At 71.0% G+C, this 17,509-nt stretch carries 18 protein-coding genes; 6 read left to right on the forward strand and 12 right to left on the reverse strand.

Annotated features, from left to right (window positions below; genetic code table 11):
* The first annotated feature begins 130 nt into the window (after positions 1-130).
* On the forward strand, positions 131-832 hold the full coding sequence (locus ACH4TV_RS00640) for a GntR family transcriptional regulator (protein WP_398392752.1): 702 nt from the start codon (positions 131-133) through the stop codon (positions 830-832).
* The gene (locus tag ACH4TV_RS00645; RefSeq protein ID WP_398392754.1) at positions 829-1,254 is read left to right on the forward strand and encodes a (2Fe-2S) ferredoxin domain-containing protein; all 426 of its coding nucleotides are present in this window, start codon (positions 829-831) and stop codon (positions 1,252-1,254) included. Before ACH4TV_RS00640 ends, ACH4TV_RS00645 begins: the two co-directional genes overlap by 4 nt.
* Here ACH4TV_RS00645 and pip read toward each other — a convergent pair.
* Positions 1,251-2,234 carry a prolyl aminopeptidase gene (gene pip, locus ACH4TV_RS00650; RefSeq protein ID WP_398392756.1) on the reverse strand — a complete coding sequence of 328 codons (984 nt, stop codon included), beginning with the start codon at positions 2,232-2,234 and terminating at the stop codon, positions 1,251-1,253. The genes ACH4TV_RS00645 and pip overlap by 4 nt on opposite strands.
* Positions 2,235-2,303: 69 nt before the next feature.
* Positions 2,304-3,008, reverse strand: a complete 705-nt coding sequence (locus tag ACH4TV_RS00655; protein WP_398392758.1) for a uracil-DNA glycosylase — start codon at positions 3,006-3,008, stop codon at positions 2,304-2,306.
* 98 nt (positions 3,009-3,106) lie between these two features.
* On the opposite strand from ACH4TV_RS00655, the gene ACH4TV_RS00660 reads away from it, so the two are divergent.
* Complete coding sequence (locus ACH4TV_RS00660; RefSeq protein WP_398392760.1) at positions 3,107-3,664, forward strand: RNA-binding S4 domain-containing protein; 558 nt, start codon at positions 3,107-3,109, stop codon at positions 3,662-3,664.
* Positions 3,665-3,769: 105 nt separating this feature from the next.
* Here ACH4TV_RS00660 and ACH4TV_RS00665 read toward each other — a convergent pair whose 3' ends face one another.
* The 4 genes from ACH4TV_RS00665 to ACH4TV_RS00680 form a co-directional block, all read right to left on the reverse strand.
* On the reverse strand, positions 3,770-4,231 hold the full coding sequence (locus ACH4TV_RS00665) for a DoxX family protein (RefSeq protein ID WP_398392762.1): 462 nt from the start codon (positions 4,229-4,231) through the stop codon (positions 3,770-3,772).
* Positions 4,232-4,318: 87 nt separating this feature from the next.
* Entirely contained in the window at positions 4,319-4,861 is a 543-nt protein-coding gene (locus ACH4TV_RS00670; protein ID WP_398392763.1) for an MOSC domain-containing protein, read from the reverse strand.
* A 49-nt stretch (positions 4,862-4,910) separates the two neighbouring features.
* The gene (locus tag ACH4TV_RS00675) at positions 4,911-5,588 is read right to left on the reverse strand and encodes a class I SAM-dependent methyltransferase (protein WP_398392765.1); all 678 of its coding nucleotides are present in this window, start codon (positions 5,586-5,588) and stop codon (positions 4,911-4,913) included.
* 74 nt (positions 5,589-5,662) lie between these two features.
* Entirely contained in the window at positions 5,663-6,613 is a 951-nt protein-coding gene (locus tag ACH4TV_RS00680; RefSeq protein ID WP_398392767.1) for an acyltransferase domain-containing protein, read from the reverse strand.
* Between the two features lie 102 nt (positions 6,614-6,715).
* On the opposite strand from ACH4TV_RS00680, the gene ACH4TV_RS00685 reads away from it, so the two are divergent.
* Positions 6,716-6,982 (forward strand): DUF6343 family protein, encoded by a 267-nt coding sequence (locus tag ACH4TV_RS00685; RefSeq protein WP_398392769.1) that lies wholly within the window; start codon positions 6,716-6,718, stop codon positions 6,980-6,982.
* A gap of 46 nt (positions 6,983-7,028) precedes the next feature.
* Here the strand turns inward: ACH4TV_RS00685 and ACH4TV_RS00690 are convergent, their stop codons facing one another.
* From ACH4TV_RS00690 to rpsA, 5 genes are all read right to left on the reverse strand, one after another.
* Positions 7,029-7,415 carry a tetratricopeptide repeat protein gene (locus tag ACH4TV_RS00690; RefSeq protein WP_398392771.1) on the reverse strand — a complete coding sequence of 129 codons (387 nt, stop codon included), beginning with the start codon at positions 7,413-7,415 and terminating at the stop codon, positions 7,029-7,031.
* Positions 7,416-7,465: 50 nt separating this feature from the next.
* Positions 7,466-8,074 (reverse strand): dephospho-CoA kinase, encoded by a 609-nt coding sequence (gene coaE, locus ACH4TV_RS00695; protein ID WP_398392773.1) that lies wholly within the window; start codon positions 8,072-8,074, stop codon positions 7,466-7,468.
* Between the two features lie 194 nt (positions 8,075-8,268).
* Positions 8,269-9,207 carry a PAC2 family protein gene (locus ACH4TV_RS00700; protein ID WP_398392775.1) on the reverse strand — a complete coding sequence of 313 codons (939 nt, stop codon included), beginning with the start codon at positions 9,205-9,207 and terminating at the stop codon, positions 8,269-8,271.
* Between the two features lie 114 nt (positions 9,208-9,321).
* Positions 9,322-10,848, reverse strand: coding sequence for a flavin monoamine oxidase family protein (locus ACH4TV_RS00705; protein ID WP_398395285.1), 1,527 nt, complete (start codon positions 10,846-10,848; stop codon positions 9,322-9,324).
* A gap of 359 nt (positions 10,849-11,207) precedes the next feature.
* Positions 11,208-12,716 (reverse strand): 30S ribosomal protein S1, encoded by a 1,509-nt coding sequence (gene rpsA / locus ACH4TV_RS00710; RefSeq protein WP_398392777.1) that lies wholly within the window; start codon positions 12,714-12,716, stop codon positions 11,208-11,210.
* Between the two features lie 311 nt (positions 12,717-13,027).
* Between rpsA and ACH4TV_RS00715 the strand changes: the two genes are divergently transcribed.
* The gene (locus ACH4TV_RS00715) at positions 13,028-13,912 is read left to right on the forward strand and encodes a class I SAM-dependent methyltransferase (RefSeq protein WP_398392779.1); all 885 of its coding nucleotides are present in this window, start codon (positions 13,028-13,030) and stop codon (positions 13,910-13,912) included.
* 87 nt (positions 13,913-13,999) lie between these two features.
* The gene (hrpB, locus tag ACH4TV_RS00720) at positions 14,000-16,513 is read left to right on the forward strand and encodes an ATP-dependent helicase HrpB (protein WP_398392781.1); all 2,514 of its coding nucleotides are present in this window, start codon (positions 14,000-14,002) and stop codon (positions 16,511-16,513) included.
* Here hrpB and ACH4TV_RS00725 read toward each other — a convergent pair.
* A complete protein-coding gene (locus tag ACH4TV_RS00725) occupies positions 16,503-17,495 on the reverse strand; it encodes a DUF3068 domain-containing protein (protein WP_398392783.1) in 993 nt (330 codons plus the stop codon). The two genes, hrpB and ACH4TV_RS00725, sit on opposite strands and share 11 nt — an antisense overlap.
* Between the last annotated feature and the right edge of the window lie 14 nt (positions 17,496-17,509).

Below are 17,509 nucleotides of genomic sequence, written 5' to 3' on the forward strand. Positions count from 1 at the left end.
GGGGGTGGAGCAACAACCGGCGCGTTTTGGTATACCAAACTGCCGCCATGCTCTCTCCGTCAAGAGTCATGGCCGATATCCGCTCCGTTACGGCTCCGTAAAACACCCCCGAGTCGGCGAAGATGGGCCCATGACGAAGATCGAACCGCTCGGAGCGGTACGCGAGCGGGTCCTGGCGGCTCTGCGGGAGGAGATCATCGCGGGCGGCCTTGGTCCCGGCGACCGGCTGGTCGAACGCGAACTGGCCGAGCGCTTCGGGGTGTCCCGGGTCCCGGTCCGGGAGGCGATCCGCGCCCTGGTCGCCGAGGGCTTCGTCCTCTTCGAGACCCCGCGACGCGCGGTCGTACGCCGTCTCACCCCGACCGACGTGGCCGAACTCTTCGAACTCCGCGAGGCGTTGGAGGTCTACGCGTCCGGCCTCGCCGCGTCCCGGGCAACGCCGGCGGACCTGGCGGAACTGGCGGAACTCCTGGACAGGGCCGCCGCGGCAACGGCGGCGGACGACGCGGAGACGATCACCGACATCAACACCCGCTTCCACGACCGCATCCTGGCCACGGCCGGCAACAGCCTGCTGATCTCGGTCATGGAACCGGTCGACGGCCGCCTGCGCTGGCTCACCCGCCGCAACGAGGAGTGGCCCCAACTCCTCACCGAACACCGTGAGTTGTACGAGGCGATCGCCTCCGGCGACCCGGCGCGGGCCCGCGCCCACGCCCTGACCCACGTCCAGGCCAACCACCGCTCGACGGTACGGCACCTCTTCGGGGACGCGGTCGACACGGCCCGAGCGACCGACGCCGTCGGCTCCCACGGTGAGGGAGCCCTGTGAGCACCCCCTCCCGCACCCTGATAGGCGCGGCGCGCACTCGCCCCTGCACCCTCGTCGTCTGCCGCGGCTGCTGCTGCGGGGTCGCGCGCAAGTACCCCGGCTACGACCACGACGGCCAGTTGGAGCGGCTGCGCGCGGCGGCCGCGGCCTCGGGCGGACGCCTCGCGGTCCGTACGACGGACTGCCTCGGCCCCTGCGACCAGGCGAACATCATCGTCGTACAGCCGTCGGGCGAGGGTCGCAGGCGTGGCGGCAAGGCGGTCTGGATCGGCTGGTCCATGGGCGACGACTGCACCGACGAGATACTCCGCTGGGCCGAGGCGGGCGGCCCCGGAGTCACGGCGCCACCCTCCTCGCTGGAACTCCAGTTCGTACAGTCGGCGGGCGAACGGACCCGGGACCGGACGACCCGACGTCGTTAGCCGCCCGCTCGGCCACGGGCCGCGTACCGGTCCGTGGCCGCCACCAGCTCGTCCACCATGCCCGGCGCTCCCGCGTTGTGTCCCACCTCGTCGACGACGATCAACTCACTGCCGGGCCAGGTGTGATGGAGCCGCCACACCGTGCCGAGCAGGTTCCCGGGGTCGAGGCTGCCCTGGACGAGGGTGCCGGGGATGTCCTTGAGCAGGTGCGCGTCGCGCAGTACGACGCCTTCCGCGCCCTCGTTCCCCTCGCCGAGGAAGTGGTCGGCGCCCCAGTAGTGGGTGACGGTCCGGGCGAAGCCCATGCGGAACACCGGGTCCTCGTAGCGCGGTACGGAGCGGGGCGGCGCCGGGACGACGGCCGTCTCCCAGTCGGTCCACGCCCGCGCGGCCCGCGCCCGCACCTCGGGGTCGGGCGACTCCAGCAGCCGGTTGTACGCGGCGGCCAGGTTTCCGTCGCGCTCATCCTCGGGCGCCCCTGCACGGAACGTCTCGAACGCCTCCGGGAACAGATTCCCGAGGCCCCTGGTCATGAGGGCCACTTCGGCATCCGCACCCGTCGCGACAGCCGTGAGCACCAGTTCGGACACGGCGCCCGGATGCGTCTGCGCGTACCGCAGCCCCAGCACCGACCCCCACGACACTCCCCACACCAGCCAGCGCCCGATCCCCAGGTGCCGCCGCAGCAGCTCCAGGTCGGCCATGATGTGGCCCGTCGTGTTGACGCTCATGTCGGTGTCGTACGCGCTGGCGTGCGGTGTCGAACGCCCGCACCCACGCTGGTCGAGCAGCACGATCCGGTACGCGGCCGGATCGAAGTACCGCCGGAAGTTCGCGCCGGCCCCCGACCCCGGCCCACCGTGCAGCACCACCGCCGGCTTGCCCTGCGGATTCCCGCAGACCTCCCAGTACACGCGGTTGCCGTCACCGACGTCGAGCATGCCGTGGTCGTACGGTTCGATCTCCGGATACAGGCCCATCAGGGCAACATAACGTGTGTCCGCCGGTCGGGTCGCGTCGATTTCATGGGCGCATGGGCGACGGGCACGTCACCGGCGATGCGGGAGGCCCGCGGCGCTCGCCGCGCCCCGCAGCACGGCCCGGAGCATCTCTGGCGTGAGGCGACCGGTGAAGGTGTTGCGCTGGCTGACATGGAAGCAGCCGAAGAGCCGCAGCCCGCCGCCGAGCTCGACCTGCGCCCCGTGGGCGAAGGCGGGCCGCGGACGCGGCACGCTCCAGCCGGCCGCGTCGAGGGCGGGCAGCGTCGCCTGCCAGCCGAACGCGCCGAGCGCCACCACGGCCCGCAGTGTCGGCCGGAGCAGCTCCAGCTCGCTCACCATCCACGGCCGGCACGCGTCCCGCTCCTGGGGCGTCGGCTTGTTGGCGGGCGGGGCACAGTGCACGGGCGAGGTGACGCGTACGCCGTACAGTTCGAGCCCGTCGTCGACGCTCACCGAGCCGGCCTGCGACGCCAGCCCCACCTCGTGCAGCGCCGCGTACAGCACATCTCCGGATCGGTCCCCGGTGAACATCCGCCCGGTCCGGTTCCCGCCGTGGGCCGCGGGCGCCAGCCCGACGATCAGCAGCCGGGCATCCGCCGCCCCGAATCCCGGCACCGGCCGCCCCCAGTAGTCCCAGTCGGCGAAACCGGCCCGCTTCGTACGGGCGACCTCCTCCCGCCAGGAGACCAACCGCGGACAGACCCGGCATCCGGCGATCCGCTCGTCGAGCCCGGCCAGACCACTCGTGTCCATACCTCCACGGTAGAGCGACAGCGACACAGCGGCGGACGAGACCCGAACCCGGGAAATCCCCTCCGGTCCGCCCGGCCCGGAGTACTAAAGTCGAGGGCATGGCATCTGGTAGGGCTTCCGACAACGTGGACGACCTGGCCGTCAAAGGTGGCACGGCCATCAATGGCGGCGCGCCCCGCGATGGCGCCGCGCACACAGAGGACGGCATCGTCACCGGCACCTCGCCGGTCTCCCCGGCGGTGGCCGCGGCCGACGCCGCCCGTCCCACGAGCGGCGAAACCGTCCGCATCGACAGCTGGATCTGGGCCGTACGCCTCGTGAAGACCCGCTCCATGGGCGGGACCGCCTGCCGAGGCGGCCACGTACGCGTCAACGGCGAGCGAGTGAAGCCCGCGTACGCCGTGCGCGTCGGTGACGAGGTACGTCTCCGCCACGCCGGCCTGGAACGGATCGTCGTGGTGAAGCGCCTGATCCGCAAGCGGGTCGGAGCCCCGGTGGCCATCCAGTGCTACGTCGACAACAGCCCTCCTCCGCCGCCCCGCGAGGCCGTCGCCCCGGCCGGCATCCGCGACCGCGGCACGGGCCGCCCGACCAAACGCGACCGCCGCGACATGGAACGCCTGCGAGGCCTCACCGCACCCGACGACACCCCGTAGCGCCCCGCACGGACAGCACACCGGAGGGTGCCGCGTACACGGCAGCGGCGCCCGACCGGGTCCCCTCGACCCGCCGGACGCCACCCTCCCCGTACGCCGAAGCTGTCACGCCCGTCGCCGCACCAGCCGCAGCAGCTCGTCGTTGTGCCCTCGGCGGGCCCAGGCGATGAGGGCGAGCGGCACGATGAGGATCAGCGGTGTCGCCGCGTACTCCCCGTCGAAGACGGCGAGTTGCACGACGAATGCGCCCACCATCAGCGCGCCCAGCGCCATCGCCGCCACCGACTGGAGCACCGGGACCAACAGCGCGACCGCTCCGGCCAGTTCGAGCAGCCCGATGGTGTACATGCCCGCGCTGCCCCAGCCCAGCGTGTCGAAGGACTCGGTGGCCGACGGGTGGGCGATCAGCTTGGGCAGCGCACTCGCGAACCCGTAGAAGAGCGCGAGCACCACCTGGAGCGCCCGCAACGCGATCCGGGCACGCCGCCCACGAGCGGCCACGGACTCGGCGGAGGCAGCAGAGGCGGCAGAGTCGATCGGGGGGACGGGAACGGTGGTCTCGGACATGAGGGTCTCCTGTGTGAGCGGTGGCGTTGCTGTCACAGAGGTAGACCACCCGTCGGCCCGGAACTCATCGCCGACCGGCGGGACTTCTCAGACCGGGCCCAGAGTCTGGTGCGGCCCGTCGGGAAGCTCGACCTTGATCGTGTCGCCGGGGCACACCTCACCTCCCTCCTTCACGATGCTCATGATCCCTGCTTTGCGGACGACGTTCCCGGCGTCGTCCCGCCCGACGACCCGCTTCAGCAGTCCGTCCTGGAAGTTGTCGATCTGCAGACAGGGATTGCGCAGGCCGGTCACCGTCAGCACCACGTCGTCGCCGATGTGCAGCAGGGTCCCGACCGGAAGGGCGAGCAGGTCGACGCCCCGCGTGGTGATGTTCTCGCCGAGTTCTCCGGGCACCACCTCGAAGCCCTCCTCACCGACCTCGGCGAAGAGCTCCTCGTGCAGGAGATGGACCTGGCGCAGATTCGGCCGGGTGGGGTCCTGCGCCATGCGCGAGCGATGCTTGACGGTCGTCCCGGCGTGCACGTCCCCCTCCACGCCGAGCCCGGTGAGCAGTCTGACGCTGTCCCGGTTCGGTTTGCTGAACGAGTACCCGCCGTTGCTGCTGACCGCCACGACCATGCCGCTCATCCTCCGAGCCCCCTCCGTCACGTATCCCGTCTCCGTCACACAGTGCCCCCTACCCCTTCACCGCCCTCACCCAGACCCCGTCAGCCGTCAGATACCGATCCACCCTCAACCCCGCTTCCCCCAACGCCTCTTCGAACTGCTCCGGTGTCAACGGCCGGGCCAGGAAGGTCTGTGTCCATACCGCGTCCGGGAACACATACTCCGCGTGCACCGAGTTGACGCCGTCCCCGACCGGCTCCGACGAGGCCAGGCGCACCGTGAAGCCGCTCGGGTCGACCCGCTCGCGGGGCAGGTTCGTGTGGTAGTCCGCACCCTCCCGTTGGATCAGGACGTGGCCGCCCTCCGCGACGTGCCGTGCGCAGGTGCGCAGCAGCCCCCGCCGCACCTCGGCGTCCCCGGCGTGCACGAGGAACGACGCGAGCATCACGACGTCGAACTTCTCGCCGAGGTCGAGGTCCTCGATGGGGCTGCATATCGTGCGCGCTCCCTGGACGCGCTCCAGCATCTCCGCGGACTCGTCCACCGCCGTGACCGTGAAGCCTCGCTCCAGGAGCGGGTGGGTCATGCGCCCGACGCCGCTGCCGAGTTCGAGGATGTGCGCACCCGCGGGCACCGCGGCGGCGATGATGTCCGGCTCGTCCCCGATCGGCAGCCGCGAGTAGAACTCGACCGCGCAGCCGTCCGGGGTGATCGCACCGGGTCCCGTGCCTTCATATCCTTCTCGCATCTCCAGCCTCATGCCCGCACAACGGCCCGCGCCCGCACGGCCGTTCCCGCTCTCACCCTGTTCACCCGTTCGAGTCAAACCGTCAGCAGCGGGAACCATCCGTGCCCGATGTACCAGTGACCGCCCGCCCTCAGGTGGTCCCCGACGGCCCGTTCCAGCGTCGTCCGCCGCGACAGCTCACCCACCGGCAGCTCCGGACCACCGAACACGAACTGGACCGGTTCGTCGTCTGCGGGCTCTCCCGCCTCGTCCGCGATCCGGAAGCGTTCCTGGAAGCGGACGATGTTGGAATCCGCCCCCAGATACCGCTTCAGCTGCCGATCGAGCAGCCAGGAGTGACAGATCCCGGCCGTGTACCGCTCTCCCGGAAAGTGCCTCGCGAAGAAGTCCCGGGCCAGCTCCAGGGACCGGTCGCAGGCGGCCGGGGACAGCGGTCCGTAAAAGTCGGGTATGTGCAGGCTGAGACAGTGCGCGTCGGCGTCCGGCGCGAGACCGGTGCCGGCCAGCAGCCCCGCCGTCCGCTCCCCCACCAGCGCCCTCTGGAACTGAAGCCGCCCCAGTTGGAACAGCTCCCCGTGGAAGTGCAGCGCGAGCCACCACGGGGCCTGCACACCGCCCCGGCCATGCCTCCTCCGGTGCACCGCCATGTTCCGCCCGAGGTCGGCGAGCGTACGGCGGGACACCTCGGGGGCCACCCCGAGTGCCCGGTGGTGGGCTCGTACGTACGGCAGCGCCGCGACGAACACGTATACGGCGAAGTACCGACCCAGCGCCCCCGGATCCCCGCCCGCCCGTCCGTGCGCCTGACCGACGAGCACCTCCGCGATCCGTTCGCCGGGCCAGGACGCCGCTCCGCCGATCTCGCCCATGTCCCGCACCAGCCCCTCGACACACTCCTCCAGGAGCGAGATCGCGCCGGGGTCGCGGGTCAGCAGCCCGCGCAGTGCGACCAGTTCGTTGATGTCCTCGTGGGGCACGGCCAGGTCGAGCAGGATCTCGGGAAGGTCGTCGGCGTCCGGCAGCACGGTGTGGTTCTCCCCGTCGTTTCAGCGACCGGCGGCCCGGCCGCGGACTCCTGGTGAACGTCCGGGCCGAAGAGTAAGTTGCAGGAAGGAGCAGTGGTCCCGATGCGTACAGGCAGTGAGCCGACGACAGCGCGCAGTGCCCTGCGGGCGCGTCTCTGGCTGAGCGTGTGGGGGCTGATCTGGGCCATCGCCGGGACGGCCGCGTTCGCACTCGCGGGGCGCCCCGGATGGGCGGCTGCCTGTGGGGTGCTGTGGGTGATCGTCACGGTCGACCTGGCCATGATCCTCCGGCACATCCGACAGGGCCCGCACTACCAGCCGGGCCCCGACGTCCCGCCGTACCGGCCACCGGAGAACGGTGGCGCCTGAGGACACGCGCGCGGGCGCCCCGAACCCGTCGGGATCGCCCCGTCCGTCAGGGCTGCGAGTCGAAGCGCGCCGCCTGCAGATAGCGCGGGTTCGGGTCGAGCGCCGCCGCCAGGCGGAAGTGGCGCTTGGCCTGGTCCGGGCGGCGCTGGCGTTCGTAGGTGCGGGCGAGCGCGTAGTGCGCGAACGCGTTGTCCGGCTCGCGCTCCAGGACGATCGTGAACTCCAGCTCGGCGGGGCGCAGTTGCGCGGCGGCGAAGAAAGCACGCGCACGCAGCAGCCGGGCGGCCGTGTTCTCGGGGTGTGCGGCTATCACCGGGTCGAGCAGTTTCACCGCGCCACGGGGATCACGCGCGGCGAGCAGTCGCTCGGCCGCGCGGAAGTCGATGACATGCGTCTCCGGAGTCCGTCCGGTCCATCCGCTCATCTCGGGCACGGCTGAGTCCTTCCCTCGCTACGGGTGTTCAACGCCCGGACGCGGCAACGCTATTCCTGGGACACCCGCGCCCTGTGCACAAGATCCGCCCACACGTCGCTCACGCGCCGTTTCAGCTCCGCCAGGGGCACGTCGTTGTCGATGACCACGTCCGCGATCTCCAGACGCTTCTCTCGGGTGGCCTGGGCGGCCATACGTGCGCGTGCGTCCTGTTCCGTCATACCGCGCAGCCGGACCAGCCGGTCGAGCTGGGTCTCGAGGCTCGCGTCGACGACGATCACGAGGTCGTACAGCGACTTGAGGCCGTTCTCCGCGAGCAGCGGGACGTCGTGGATCACCACGGCGTCCTCGGCAGCGGCGGCTTCCAGGGCGCGGGAGCGGACGCCCACCAAGGGGTGCACGATCGAGTTCAGTACGGCGAGTTTCTGCGGGTCGGCGAAGACGATCGAGCCCAGCTTGGGCCGGTCGAGGCCGCCGTCCTCGGCGAGCACCTCCGTGCCGAAGGCGTCGACGACCGCCGCGAGGCCCTCGGTCCCCGGCGCGACGACCTCACGCGCGATGCGGTCCGCGTCGATCAGGACGGCGCCCCGTGCGACGAACAGCCGCGACACCTCGCTCTTGCCGGCCCCGATGCCGCCGGTCAGGCCCACTGTCAGCATGCCCGGCAGCTTAGACCGACCGGCAATCGGAGGGTGGGAGAAGGAGCGAGGGCGATGGGGGTCCCCCCACGCCCTTAAGGCACCCTTAAGGCAGTGGGGGAGTGCGTGCCAGACCCCGCGACGCCGCCCTCCGATTGCCGGTCGGTCTTAGGGCCTGCCGCTGACAACGGTCCCGACAGGTCGCCGGCGAGGGCTCAGCCCTCGCCCTCCCGCTCCGCGAGGAACCGCTCGAACTCGAGTCCGATCTCGTCGGCGGACGGGATGTCGACCGGCTCGGCGAGCATGTTGCCTCGCGTCTCGGCGCCCGAAGCCGCGTCGTACTGGTGTTCAAGACCCTGGACCAGAGCCACGAGGTCCTCGTCGCCCTCCTGGATCTGGCGGTCGATTTCCGTCTGGGTGCGGTGGGCGTCCGTGCGCAGCGCGTGCGCGATGCCGGGCAGGACCAGACCGGTGGCGGCCGTGATGGCCTCCAGGACGGTCAGCGCGGCGTCCGGGTACGGGGACCGGGCGATGTAGTGCGGGACGTGCGCGGCGACGCCCAGGACGTCGTGACCGGACTCCACGAGGCGGTACTCGACGAGCGACTCCGCACTGCCGGGGACCTGCGCCTCCTCGAAGGGGCTGCGGTGGCCCGGCACGAGGTCGTTGCGGTTGCCGTGCGGAGTGAGGCCCACGGGGCGCGTGTGCGGAACGCCCATGGGGATGCCGTGGAAGTTCACCGAGAGGCGTACGCCGAGTCGCTCGATGATCTGCTGGACGGCCGCGGCGAAGCGCTCCCACTCGACGTCCGGCTCGGGGCCGGACAGCAGCAGGAAGGGCGCCCCGGTGGCGTCCTGGACGAGTCGCACATCGAGTGTGGGCACCTCGTAGTCGGTCCAGCGGTCACGCTTGAACGTCAGCAACGGCCTGCGCGCGCGGTAGTCCACGAGCCGGTCGTGATCGAAGCGGGCCACCACCTGGTGGGGCAGCGTGTCGAGCAGCCGGTCGACGATCTGGTCGCCGGTATCGCCCGCGTCGATGTACCCGTCGAAGTGGTAGAGCATGACAAGACCGGCCGACTCCTGCGCCAGCGCCATGTCGACGACTGCCAGGCCCTTCGGCTCCCATGCGTACAAACCCTGCGGATCAAGCACAGTGACCGCTCCTCCTCGTGTTCGTACTGCACAACGTGGCACGGGGCGCGGGCATTCCCGCCCGGACCCCGCTCACAGATACGACTTGCCCGCCCGTCACGCGCCCGCAGTTCCTCAGCCGGACAGCACGCGCGCGTGGAGCGCGGTCACGGCCTTGCGGGCGGACGTGAACGCGCCGTGCTGCCAGGCGACGGTGTGGCTGAGCCAGTCACCGGCGAAGTACACGCGCCCGGTGGGCTCGTTGAGCGGCTTGTAGCGGGCGTCGTCGGGCCCGCCGGGGGTGTTGTGCCAGGCCGCCTCCAGGTGAGGCGTCTGACGCCAGTGGTGGGAGAAGGAGGACGCCAGTTCGGTGCGGTACTTGCCGCCGTAGATCTTCACGCCCGCGGCCACGGCCCGCTTCTCGCGTTCCCTGGGGGTGAGTTGCGCGTACGAGTCGGCGTCGGTGCCGTAGTTGTAGTAGCCGATGACGATGCCTCGCTCCCCGTGGAAGCCGTACGACGGGTGCCAGATGTGCACGACGTCCTGGTCGGTCTCGGTGATGCCGCCGTAGATCCGGTGGTCCAGCTCCCACCAGCGGGACCGGTACTCCAGGCCGATCTTGGCGGCGGACGACGGGGTGATCGCCTCCAGGGCCGACTGCACTCCGGAGCCGAGGTTGTGCGGGATCTTCGCGAGGATGTTCGGAGGCAGTGCGCCGATGCAGTAGTCGGCGTCGACCACCTTGGTACGGCTGCCCTGGGTGTAGGTGACGGAAACACCGCTCCCGGTATCGGTGATTTCCGAGACGACCGTCCCGGTGCGGATGCGATGAGGACCGATCACTCTGGTGAGCGCCTCGGGGATCCGGTCCATGCCGCCCACCGGCTGGAACATCAGCATGGCCTGGTCGAAACCGAACTCGAAGGAGAAGTAGCGCCCGACACCGTCGGCGAACACCTCGGAGGCGGTCGGGACGTCACCGAGCAGCACACCGGGGGTGCCGGCGGCGCCCGGGACGGTCGTGTACCCGCGGCGCTCGCCACCCTCGTACTTCAGGGTGTCGCCGAGGTCCCCGTAGTCCTTGAGGAACTCGACGAGCCGCTCCCGGTCGGCGGCCGTCAACTCCTCGTCGAGGGCGCCCTTGCCCGTCGCCTTGGCGAGCAGCTCGGAGACGTAGCCGTACACATCGGCCTTGGCGGTGCGGTAGCGCACCGGCGCGGTCATTCCGGCCGCCTCGTTGTAGAGGTACGCGTCCGCGTTGGCGTTCGTGAACACCTCCACGGGGACTCCGAGTTCGCGGCAGTAGTCAAGGGTGACCATCCACTGCGGGAGGCGGGCGGGTCCGGCGTTCATGTAGTGGCCGTCTGCGAACCGGGCCGTCTGCCGGTGGCCGTGGAGGTCGGTGGCCGAGTCACCGCCCCGGACGGTGAAGTTGCGTCCGCCGGTGCGGTCCCTGGCCTCCAGGACCGTACAGTCGTAGCCGGCCTTGCCGAGCTCGTACGCGGCCGCCAGACCGGCTATGCCACCGCCCACGATGACGACCTTGGCCGCGGCGCGTCCGGTGAGCGTGAAGTCGCCCGGCCCGGGCGGCTGGAAGGCCTGCTCGCGCTGGGCGGCCTGCGCGGTGGGCGCGAGGCCCAGGGCCCCCATCGTGGCGAACATCGCCCCGGCACCGCCACTGAGACCCACGTTGCGCAGAAACGCGCGGCGACTGCCGCCCGAACCGTTCTGAGGCTGCGTCATGTCTTCGGCTCCCCTTTTCCGATCACAAATGACCGGGGAAGCCTCCCAACGTCCGGTTACGGCCCGTCAGTTACTGCTGTATCCCCCACGTTTCTGCAAGACGGCAAGGTCACCCCCCCTAGGGGCGCGGGGCTGCATCGATGTGCGGCTCCGCCGCGTGGGCGCGACCAGCCACACCGGACCCGCACCCGAACGACAACCGGCACCGCACAAGGCTGAAGGGCCCGCACCTCAGAGGTGCGGGCCCTTCAACTAGCTGCTAAGCCAAGCGGCTGCGATCAGCTCTGGCCACCGGCCAGCTTCTCGCGCAGCGCGGCAAGCGCCTCGTCCGACGCCAGGGCGCCGGACGTGTCGTCCGACTCCGAGGAGTACGAGCCGCCGCCGCCACCACCGGAGGCGGCCGGAGCCGCACCCGGGGTGGTGACACCCTCGGCCTCGGCCTGGGCGTCCGCCTCGCGGGACTTGATGACCTGAGCCTGGTGCTGCTCGAAGCGCGTCTGCGCCTCGGCGTACTGGTTCTCCCACACCTCACGCTGGGACTCGTAGCCCTCGAGCCAGTCGTTGGTCTCGGGGTCGAAGCCCTCGGGGTAGATGTAGTTGCCCTGGTCGTCGTACGACGCGGCCATGCCGTACAGCGTCGGGTCGAACTCGACCGAGGCCGGGTCGGCACCGAAGGACTCGTTGGCCTGCTTCAGCGAGAGGCTGATGCGGCGGCGCTCGAGGTCGATGTCGATGACCTTGACGAAGATCTCGTCGTTGACCTGGACGACCTGCTCCGGGATCTCCACGTGGCGCTCGGCCAGCTCGGAGATGTGGACCAGACCCTCGATGCCCTCGTCCACGCGGACGAACGCACCGAACGGGACGAGCTTCGTGACCTTACCCGGGACGACCTGACCGATCTGGTGCGTCCGGGCGAACTGCTGCCACGGGTCTTCCTGCGTCGCCTTCAGCGACAGGGAGACACGCTCGCGGTCCATGTCGACGTCGAGGACCTCGACGGTGACTTCCTGGCCGACCTCGACAACCTCGGAGGGGTGGTCGATGTGCTTCCAGGAGAGCTCGGAGACGTGCACGAGACCGTCGACGCCACCCAGGTCCACGAAGGCACCGAAGTTGACGATCGAGGAGACGACGCCGGAGCGGACCTGACCCTTCTGCAGGGTCGTGAGGAACGTCTGGCGAACCTCGGACTGGGTCTGCTCGAGCCAGGCACGGCGGGACAGGACCACGTTGTTGCGGTTCTTGTCCAGCTCGATGATCTTGGCTTCGAGCTCCTTGCCCACGTAGGGCTGGAGGTCGCGGACGCGGCGCATCTCGACAAGGGAGGCCGGCAGGAAGCCACGGAGGCCGATGTCGAGGATGAGACCACCCTTGACGACCTCGATGACGGTGCCGGTGACGATGCCGTCCTCTTCCTTGATCTTCTCGATGGTGCCCCAGGCGCGCTCGTACTGGGCGCGCTTCTTCGAGAGGATCAGGCGGCCTTCCTTGTCCTCCTTCTGGAGAACAAGGGCTTCGATCTCGTCGCCGACCTTGACGACCTCATTGGGGTCGACGTCGTGCTTGATCGAGAGCTCGCGGCTCGGGATGACACCTTCGGTCTTGTAACCGATGTCGAGGAGAACCTCGTCCCGGTCAACCTTGACGATGACGCCGTCGACGATGTCACCATCGTTGAAGTACTTGATCGTCTCGTCGATAGCGGCGAGGAATGCTTCCTCGTCACCGATGTCGTTGACCGCAACCTGCGGGGTGGTGGCGGTGATCTCGGTGCTGCTCGTCATGTGGGAAAGGGCTCCGGTACGGACAGAGAGTCGTAGGTACTGCTTACGCCGGGAGCCCGTTTCGCTCTGCAGAAGGCCGGACAGCCAAGGAAGCGCCACACCAGGACCGAATGATCCGGTGGCGCCTCGACAACCGAGGGGACATACATACAGATGCGAGCGCAGCCTGCTACGTCTGAGGTGCGCAGGCCCGCAGCGCAACTTGTAGCATACGGGGGCAGCCGGGCAGGGTCAATGCGCGAAGGCGCACACCCGGGGCGGATCGCCGCATACCCGGCACAAGACGTGTCCCAGGAGGCCACGCGGGCGCGATGGCGCCCCATTCGTGTCGGCCACCGGGACCTGCCGGGCGGAAGAGCCCGCAGACTAATACGAGGGAGCCGATCATCCAAGAGCCCGAATCGTCCGAGCCGGAGGCCACCCGGCGTGACGCCGGAGTCACGGAGAGCTCCCGGGCCAACCGGGGCTGGTGGGACCGGAACGCGGACGACTACCAGAACGAGCACGGCACCTTCCTCGGCGACGACCGTTTCGTGTGGGGTCCCGAGGGCCTCGACGAGGTGGAGGCCGAGCTGCTCGGTCCGGCCGAGGACCTCAAGGGCAAGGACATCCTGGAGATCGGCGCCGGCGCGGCCCAGTGCTCGCGCTGGCTGGCCGCCCAGGGTGCCCGCCCGGTGGCCCTGGACCTCTCCCACCGCCAGCTCCAGCACGCCCTGCGCATCGGCGGCGGGGTCCCCCTGGTGGAGGCGGACGCGGGCGCCCTCCCCTTCGCCGACGGCTCCTTCGACCTGGTGTGCTCGGCGTACGGGGCCATGCCTTTCGTCGCCGACCCGGTGCTGGTGCTGCGCGAGGTGCGCCGGGTGCTGCGTCCGGGCGGGCGCTTCGTCTTCTCGACGACGCACCCCATCCGCTGGGCGTTCCCGGACGAGCCCGGCCCCGAGGGGCTGTCGGTCTCCGGCTCGTACTTCGACCGCACGCCGTACGTCGAGCAGGACGACGACGGCAACGCGGTGTACGTCGAGCACCACAGGACGATCGGCGACCGCGTCCGGGACATCGTGGCCGGCGGCCTGCGGCTGGTGGACCTGGTCGAGCCGCAGTGGCCGTCCTGGAACACCTCCGACTGGGGCGGCTGGTCCCCGTTGCGCGGCGGTCTCATCCCGGGGACGGCGATCTTCGTGTGCGAGCGTGACTGAGTAACCCGGCCCGGAAGAACCCACTGTGCCAAACGCCCTCCACGCACGCGTGGAGGGCGTTTTCCGTCGACGTACGACACTGGGGGCGTGATCCGTTACGACGCCCTGGACGTCCTGCCCGTACGCGGGGCCCTGCCCGGCCTGACCGACGCGCTCGACGCACACGGCACCGCGGTGCTCGTGGCACCGCCCGGCACCGGCAAGACCACGTTGGTGCCGCTGGCGCTGGCGGGACTGCTGGAGGACGGCGGGCCGGCGCGGCGGGTCGTGGTCGCCGAGCCGAGGCGGATCGCCGCGCGGGCGGCGGCGAGACGGATGTCGTGGCTGCTGGGCGAGCGGGTGGGCGACAGCGTCGGGTACACCGTGCGCGGGGAGCGGGTGGTCGGGCGCCGCACGCGCGTGGAGGTCGTCACGACGGGTGTGCTGCTGCAACGACTCCAGCGGGACCAGGAGTTGCCGGGCGTCGACGTGGTCGTGCTCGACGAGTGCCACGAACGGCACCTGGACGCGGACACGGCGGCGGCGTTCCTGGTCGACGTACGGGAGGCGCTGCGCCCCGAACTGCGGCTGGTGGCGGCGTCGGCGACGACCGATGCCGAGGGCTGGGCGCGGCTGCTGGGCGGCGCGCCGGTGGTCGAGGCGGCGGGCGTGTCGTATCCGGTGGACGTGGTGTGGGCGCCACCGGTGCGGCCCGTACGGCCACCGCACGGTATGCGCGTCGACCCGGCGTTGCTGACGCATGTGGCGTCGGTGGTGCGGCGGGCGCTGGCCGAGCGTGCGGGGGACGTGCTGTGTTTCCTGCCCGGCGTCGGGGAGATCGCGCGCGTGGCGGGCCAGTTGCGGGACCTAGGGCCTGCGGTCGAGGTGCTCCAGGTGCACGGGCGGGCGCCTGCGGCGGTGCAGGACTCGGTGCTGGCGGGCGGGGCGGGTCGCCGGGTGGTGCTGGCCACGTCGGTGGCGGAGTCGTCGCTGACGGTTCCGGGGGTTCGGGTGGTCGTCGACTCCGGGCTGGCCCGGGAGCCGAGGGTGGACCACGCGCGCGGGCTGAGCGCACTGGCGACGGTGCGGGCCTCGCAGGCGGCGGGACGGCAGCGGGCGGGGCGGGCCGGGCGTGAGGCGTCGGGGGCGGTGTACCGCTGCTGGACGGAGGCTGAGGACGCCCGCCTGACGCGCTTCCCGTCGCCGGAGATCAAAGTGGCCGACCTGACGGCGTTCGCGCTTCAGGCGGCCTGCTGGGGCGATCCTGACGCCTCCGGGCTGGCACTGCTGGACCCGCCGCCGGGCGGGGCGATGGCGGCGGCGCGGGCGGTGCTGAGGGCGATCGGCGCGGTGGACGCCGGCGGGCGGGCCACGGACCGGGGCGTCGGCATGTCCCGCCTCGGTCTGCACCCCCGGCTGGCCCGGGCCCTGCTGGACGCGGCGCCCGAGGTGGGCGCGGTCCGGGCCGCGGAGGTGGTCGCACTGCTGAGCGAGGAGCCGCCGCGGGAGTACGGCGACGACCTCGCGGCGGCCTGGCGGGCGGCCCGGCGCGGAGGCGACGCGTACGCCGCCCGCTGGCGGACGGAGGCCCGGCGGCTGCGCTCGGCGGCACCGGATCCCGCGCCCCACAAACCCGCCCCCGCCGTCGGGGACGACCGTGCCGTGGGGCTCGTCGCCGCGCTGGCGTTTCCCGAGCGGCTCGCCAGGGCTCAGGGCGGTTCGTATCTGATGCTGTCCGGTACCCGCGCCGAGGCCGGTGACGGTTCCGCGCTGCGAGGCGCTCCCTGGATCGCGGTCGCCGTGGCGGACCGGCCGGTCGGGGCCGGGCACGCGCGCGTGCGGCTCGCCGCCACCGTCGACGAGGACACCGCGCGGTCGGCGGCCGGTGCCCTGCACTCCACGGGCGAGGAGGTCCACTGGGCCGACGGGGATGTCGTCGCCCGGCGGGTCGAGCGGCTAGGGGCGGTGGAGCTGGCGGTGCGTCCGCTGCGGAACCCCGACCCCGTACTCGTACGCAACGCACTTCTTGAGGGGCTGCGGCAGGACGGGCTCGGGCTGTTGCGGTGGTCCGCGGATGCCGGGGTGCTGCGGCTGCGGCTCGCCTTTCTTCATCTGCATCTGGGGGCTCCGTGGCCGGACGTCTCCGAGAACGCCCTCCACGCGCGCGTGGACGAGTGGTTGGAGCCGGAGCTGAGCCGGGCGCGGCGGCGGGCGGACCTGGGGCGGATCGAGGCGGGGCAGGCGCTGAATCGGCTTCTGCCGTGGGCCTCCGGTCAGGCCGGCCGCCTCGACGAGCTCGCGCCCGAGCGGCTGGCGGTGCCGAGCGGGTCCAGAATCCGGATCGACTACTCCGATCCCGAACGGCCTGTGCTCGCCGTGAAGTTGCAGGAGATGTTCGGGCTCCAGGAATCGCCCGCCGTGGCCGGTGTGCCCGTTCTCGTTCATCTGCTGTCGCCCGCCGGGCGGCCGGCCGCCGTCACCGCGGACCTCGCCTCCTTCTGGAAGGGCGGCTACAAGGGTGTACGCGCCGAGCTGCGCGGGCGGTATCCCAAGCATCCGTGGCCCGAGGATCCGGCGACCGCCGAGCCGACCCGGTACACGAACGCGCGGCTCAGGCGGTGACCGGCTCGGGGGCGGAGGTCTCCGTGGGCACGGGGTCGGCGGGCCTTCGGCCGCGCGCCTCCAGGTAGAGGGCGAGGGCCAGCAGGAGCACACCCAGGGTCAGGAAGCCCCAGGGCAGGTACGACGTCATCAGGAGGACCAGTACGCGCTGCGACTTGACCAGGTCGACCGTCGACCTGATGTAGTCCTCGCGCATTTTCACGTGCCCGGAGAAGGCCGTCACCTTTTCGCGCCCTCCCAGGAGGGTGCCGCCGCGCAGCTCCTCCTGGTGGATCTCCTCGCCGTAGACGGGTGCACCGGTGACCGGTTCCACCCAGAACTTACGGACCGTGGTGTACCAGCGCGTGGTGCCGGTCGCGGCGACCATCGCGGGCGTGATGCCCTTGACCGGCATGGACTTGGGGAACGCGACCTTCGTCCACGGGACGGTCTGCTCGAAGTAGTAGACCTGGACACCGCGGAAGTCCCGTGTGCCCTTGTAGTGGATGGGGGCCGTCGTGCGCGTCTGCGCGTCGAAGTACTCGTAGTCCCGCTTCTCCACCAGGAACGGCCACTTGAACTCGATGCCCTCCCGTTTCACCGGGTCGCCGTCGACCGCCTCGCCGGTGGCGTGGACCGGTTCCTGGGTGTGCGCGTCGAAGATGTAGCGCTCGGGGATCTTCGACACCATCTTCCCGTCGGGCCCCTGGACATAGGAGAGGCCGTCCCAGACGACCACGTCACGCCCCGCCGTCTTCTCGATCGCCTCCGAGGCCTCGACGTTGCCCTTGAGGGTCTGGACGATGGTGACCTTGGGGACCTTCTTGGCCGTGAACCCGTCGTAGTCGAGAAGGGTCGCGTTCTTCGCCTCCAGGACCATGTCCTGGTACTGGTTCGCCGGGACCTTGGCGAGGCGCGGGAAGGCGTACCAGCGCAGCAGGGGGGACAGCGCCGCGAAGAACACGGCGAGGGCGAGCAGGACCAGGCCGGATTTGCGGCGCATCTCGGCCTCCCTCC

Source organism: Streptomyces sp. NPDC020898 (assembly GCF_044333925.1).
GTDB lineage: Bacteria > Actinomycetota > Actinomycetes > Streptomycetales > Streptomycetaceae > Streptomyces.

Bases quoted from the DNA above. Each gene is read 5' to 3' on its own strand.
- ACH4TV_RS00640 (WP_398392752.1), top strand. From the start codon at position 131: ATGACGAAGATCGAACCGCTCGGAGCGGTACGCGAGCGGGTCCTGGCG.
- pip (WP_398392756.1), bottom strand. From the start codon at position 2,234: ATGGGCCTGTATCCGGAGATCGAACCGTACGACCACGGCATGCTCGAC.
- ACH4TV_RS00655 (WP_398392758.1), bottom strand. From the start codon at position 3,008: ATGGACACGAGTGGTCTGGCCGGGCTCGACGAGCGGATCGCCGGATGC.
- ACH4TV_RS00660 (WP_398392760.1), top strand. From the start codon at position 3,107: ATGGCATCTGGTAGGGCTTCCGACAACGTGGACGACCTGGCCGTCAAA.
- ACH4TV_RS00665 (WP_398392762.1), bottom strand. From the start codon at position 4,231: ATGTCCGAGACCACCGTTCCCGTCCCCCCGATCGACTCTGCCGCCTCT.
- ACH4TV_RS00670 (WP_398392763.1), bottom strand. From the start codon at position 4,861: ATGAGCGGCATGGTCGTGGCGGTCAGCAGCAACGGCGGGTACTCGTTC.
- ACH4TV_RS00675 (WP_398392765.1), bottom strand. From the start codon at position 5,588: ATGCGAGAAGGATATGAAGGCACGGGACCCGGTGCGATCACCCCGGAC.
- ACH4TV_RS00685 (WP_398392769.1), top strand. From the start codon at position 6,716: ATGCGTACAGGCAGTGAGCCGACGACAGCGCGCAGTGCCCTGCGGGCG.
- coaE (WP_398392773.1), bottom strand. From the start codon at position 8,074: ATGCTGACAGTGGGCCTGACCGGCGGCATCGGGGCCGGCAAGAGCGAG.
- ACH4TV_RS00705 (WP_398395285.1), bottom strand. From the start codon at position 10,848: ATGTTCGCCACGATGGGGGCCCTGGGCCTCGCGCCCACCGCGCAGGCC.
- rpsA (WP_398392777.1), bottom strand. From the start codon at position 12,716: ATGACGAGCAGCACCGAGATCACCGCCACCACCCCGCAGGTTGCGGTC.
- ACH4TV_RS00715 (WP_398392779.1), top strand. From the start codon at position 13,028: ATGGCGCCCCATTCGTGTCGGCCACCGGGACCTGCCGGGCGGAAGAGC.
- ACH4TV_RS00725 (WP_398392783.1), bottom strand. From the start codon at position 17,495: ATGCGCCGCAAATCCGGCCTGGTCCTGCTCGCCCTCGCCGTGTTCTTC.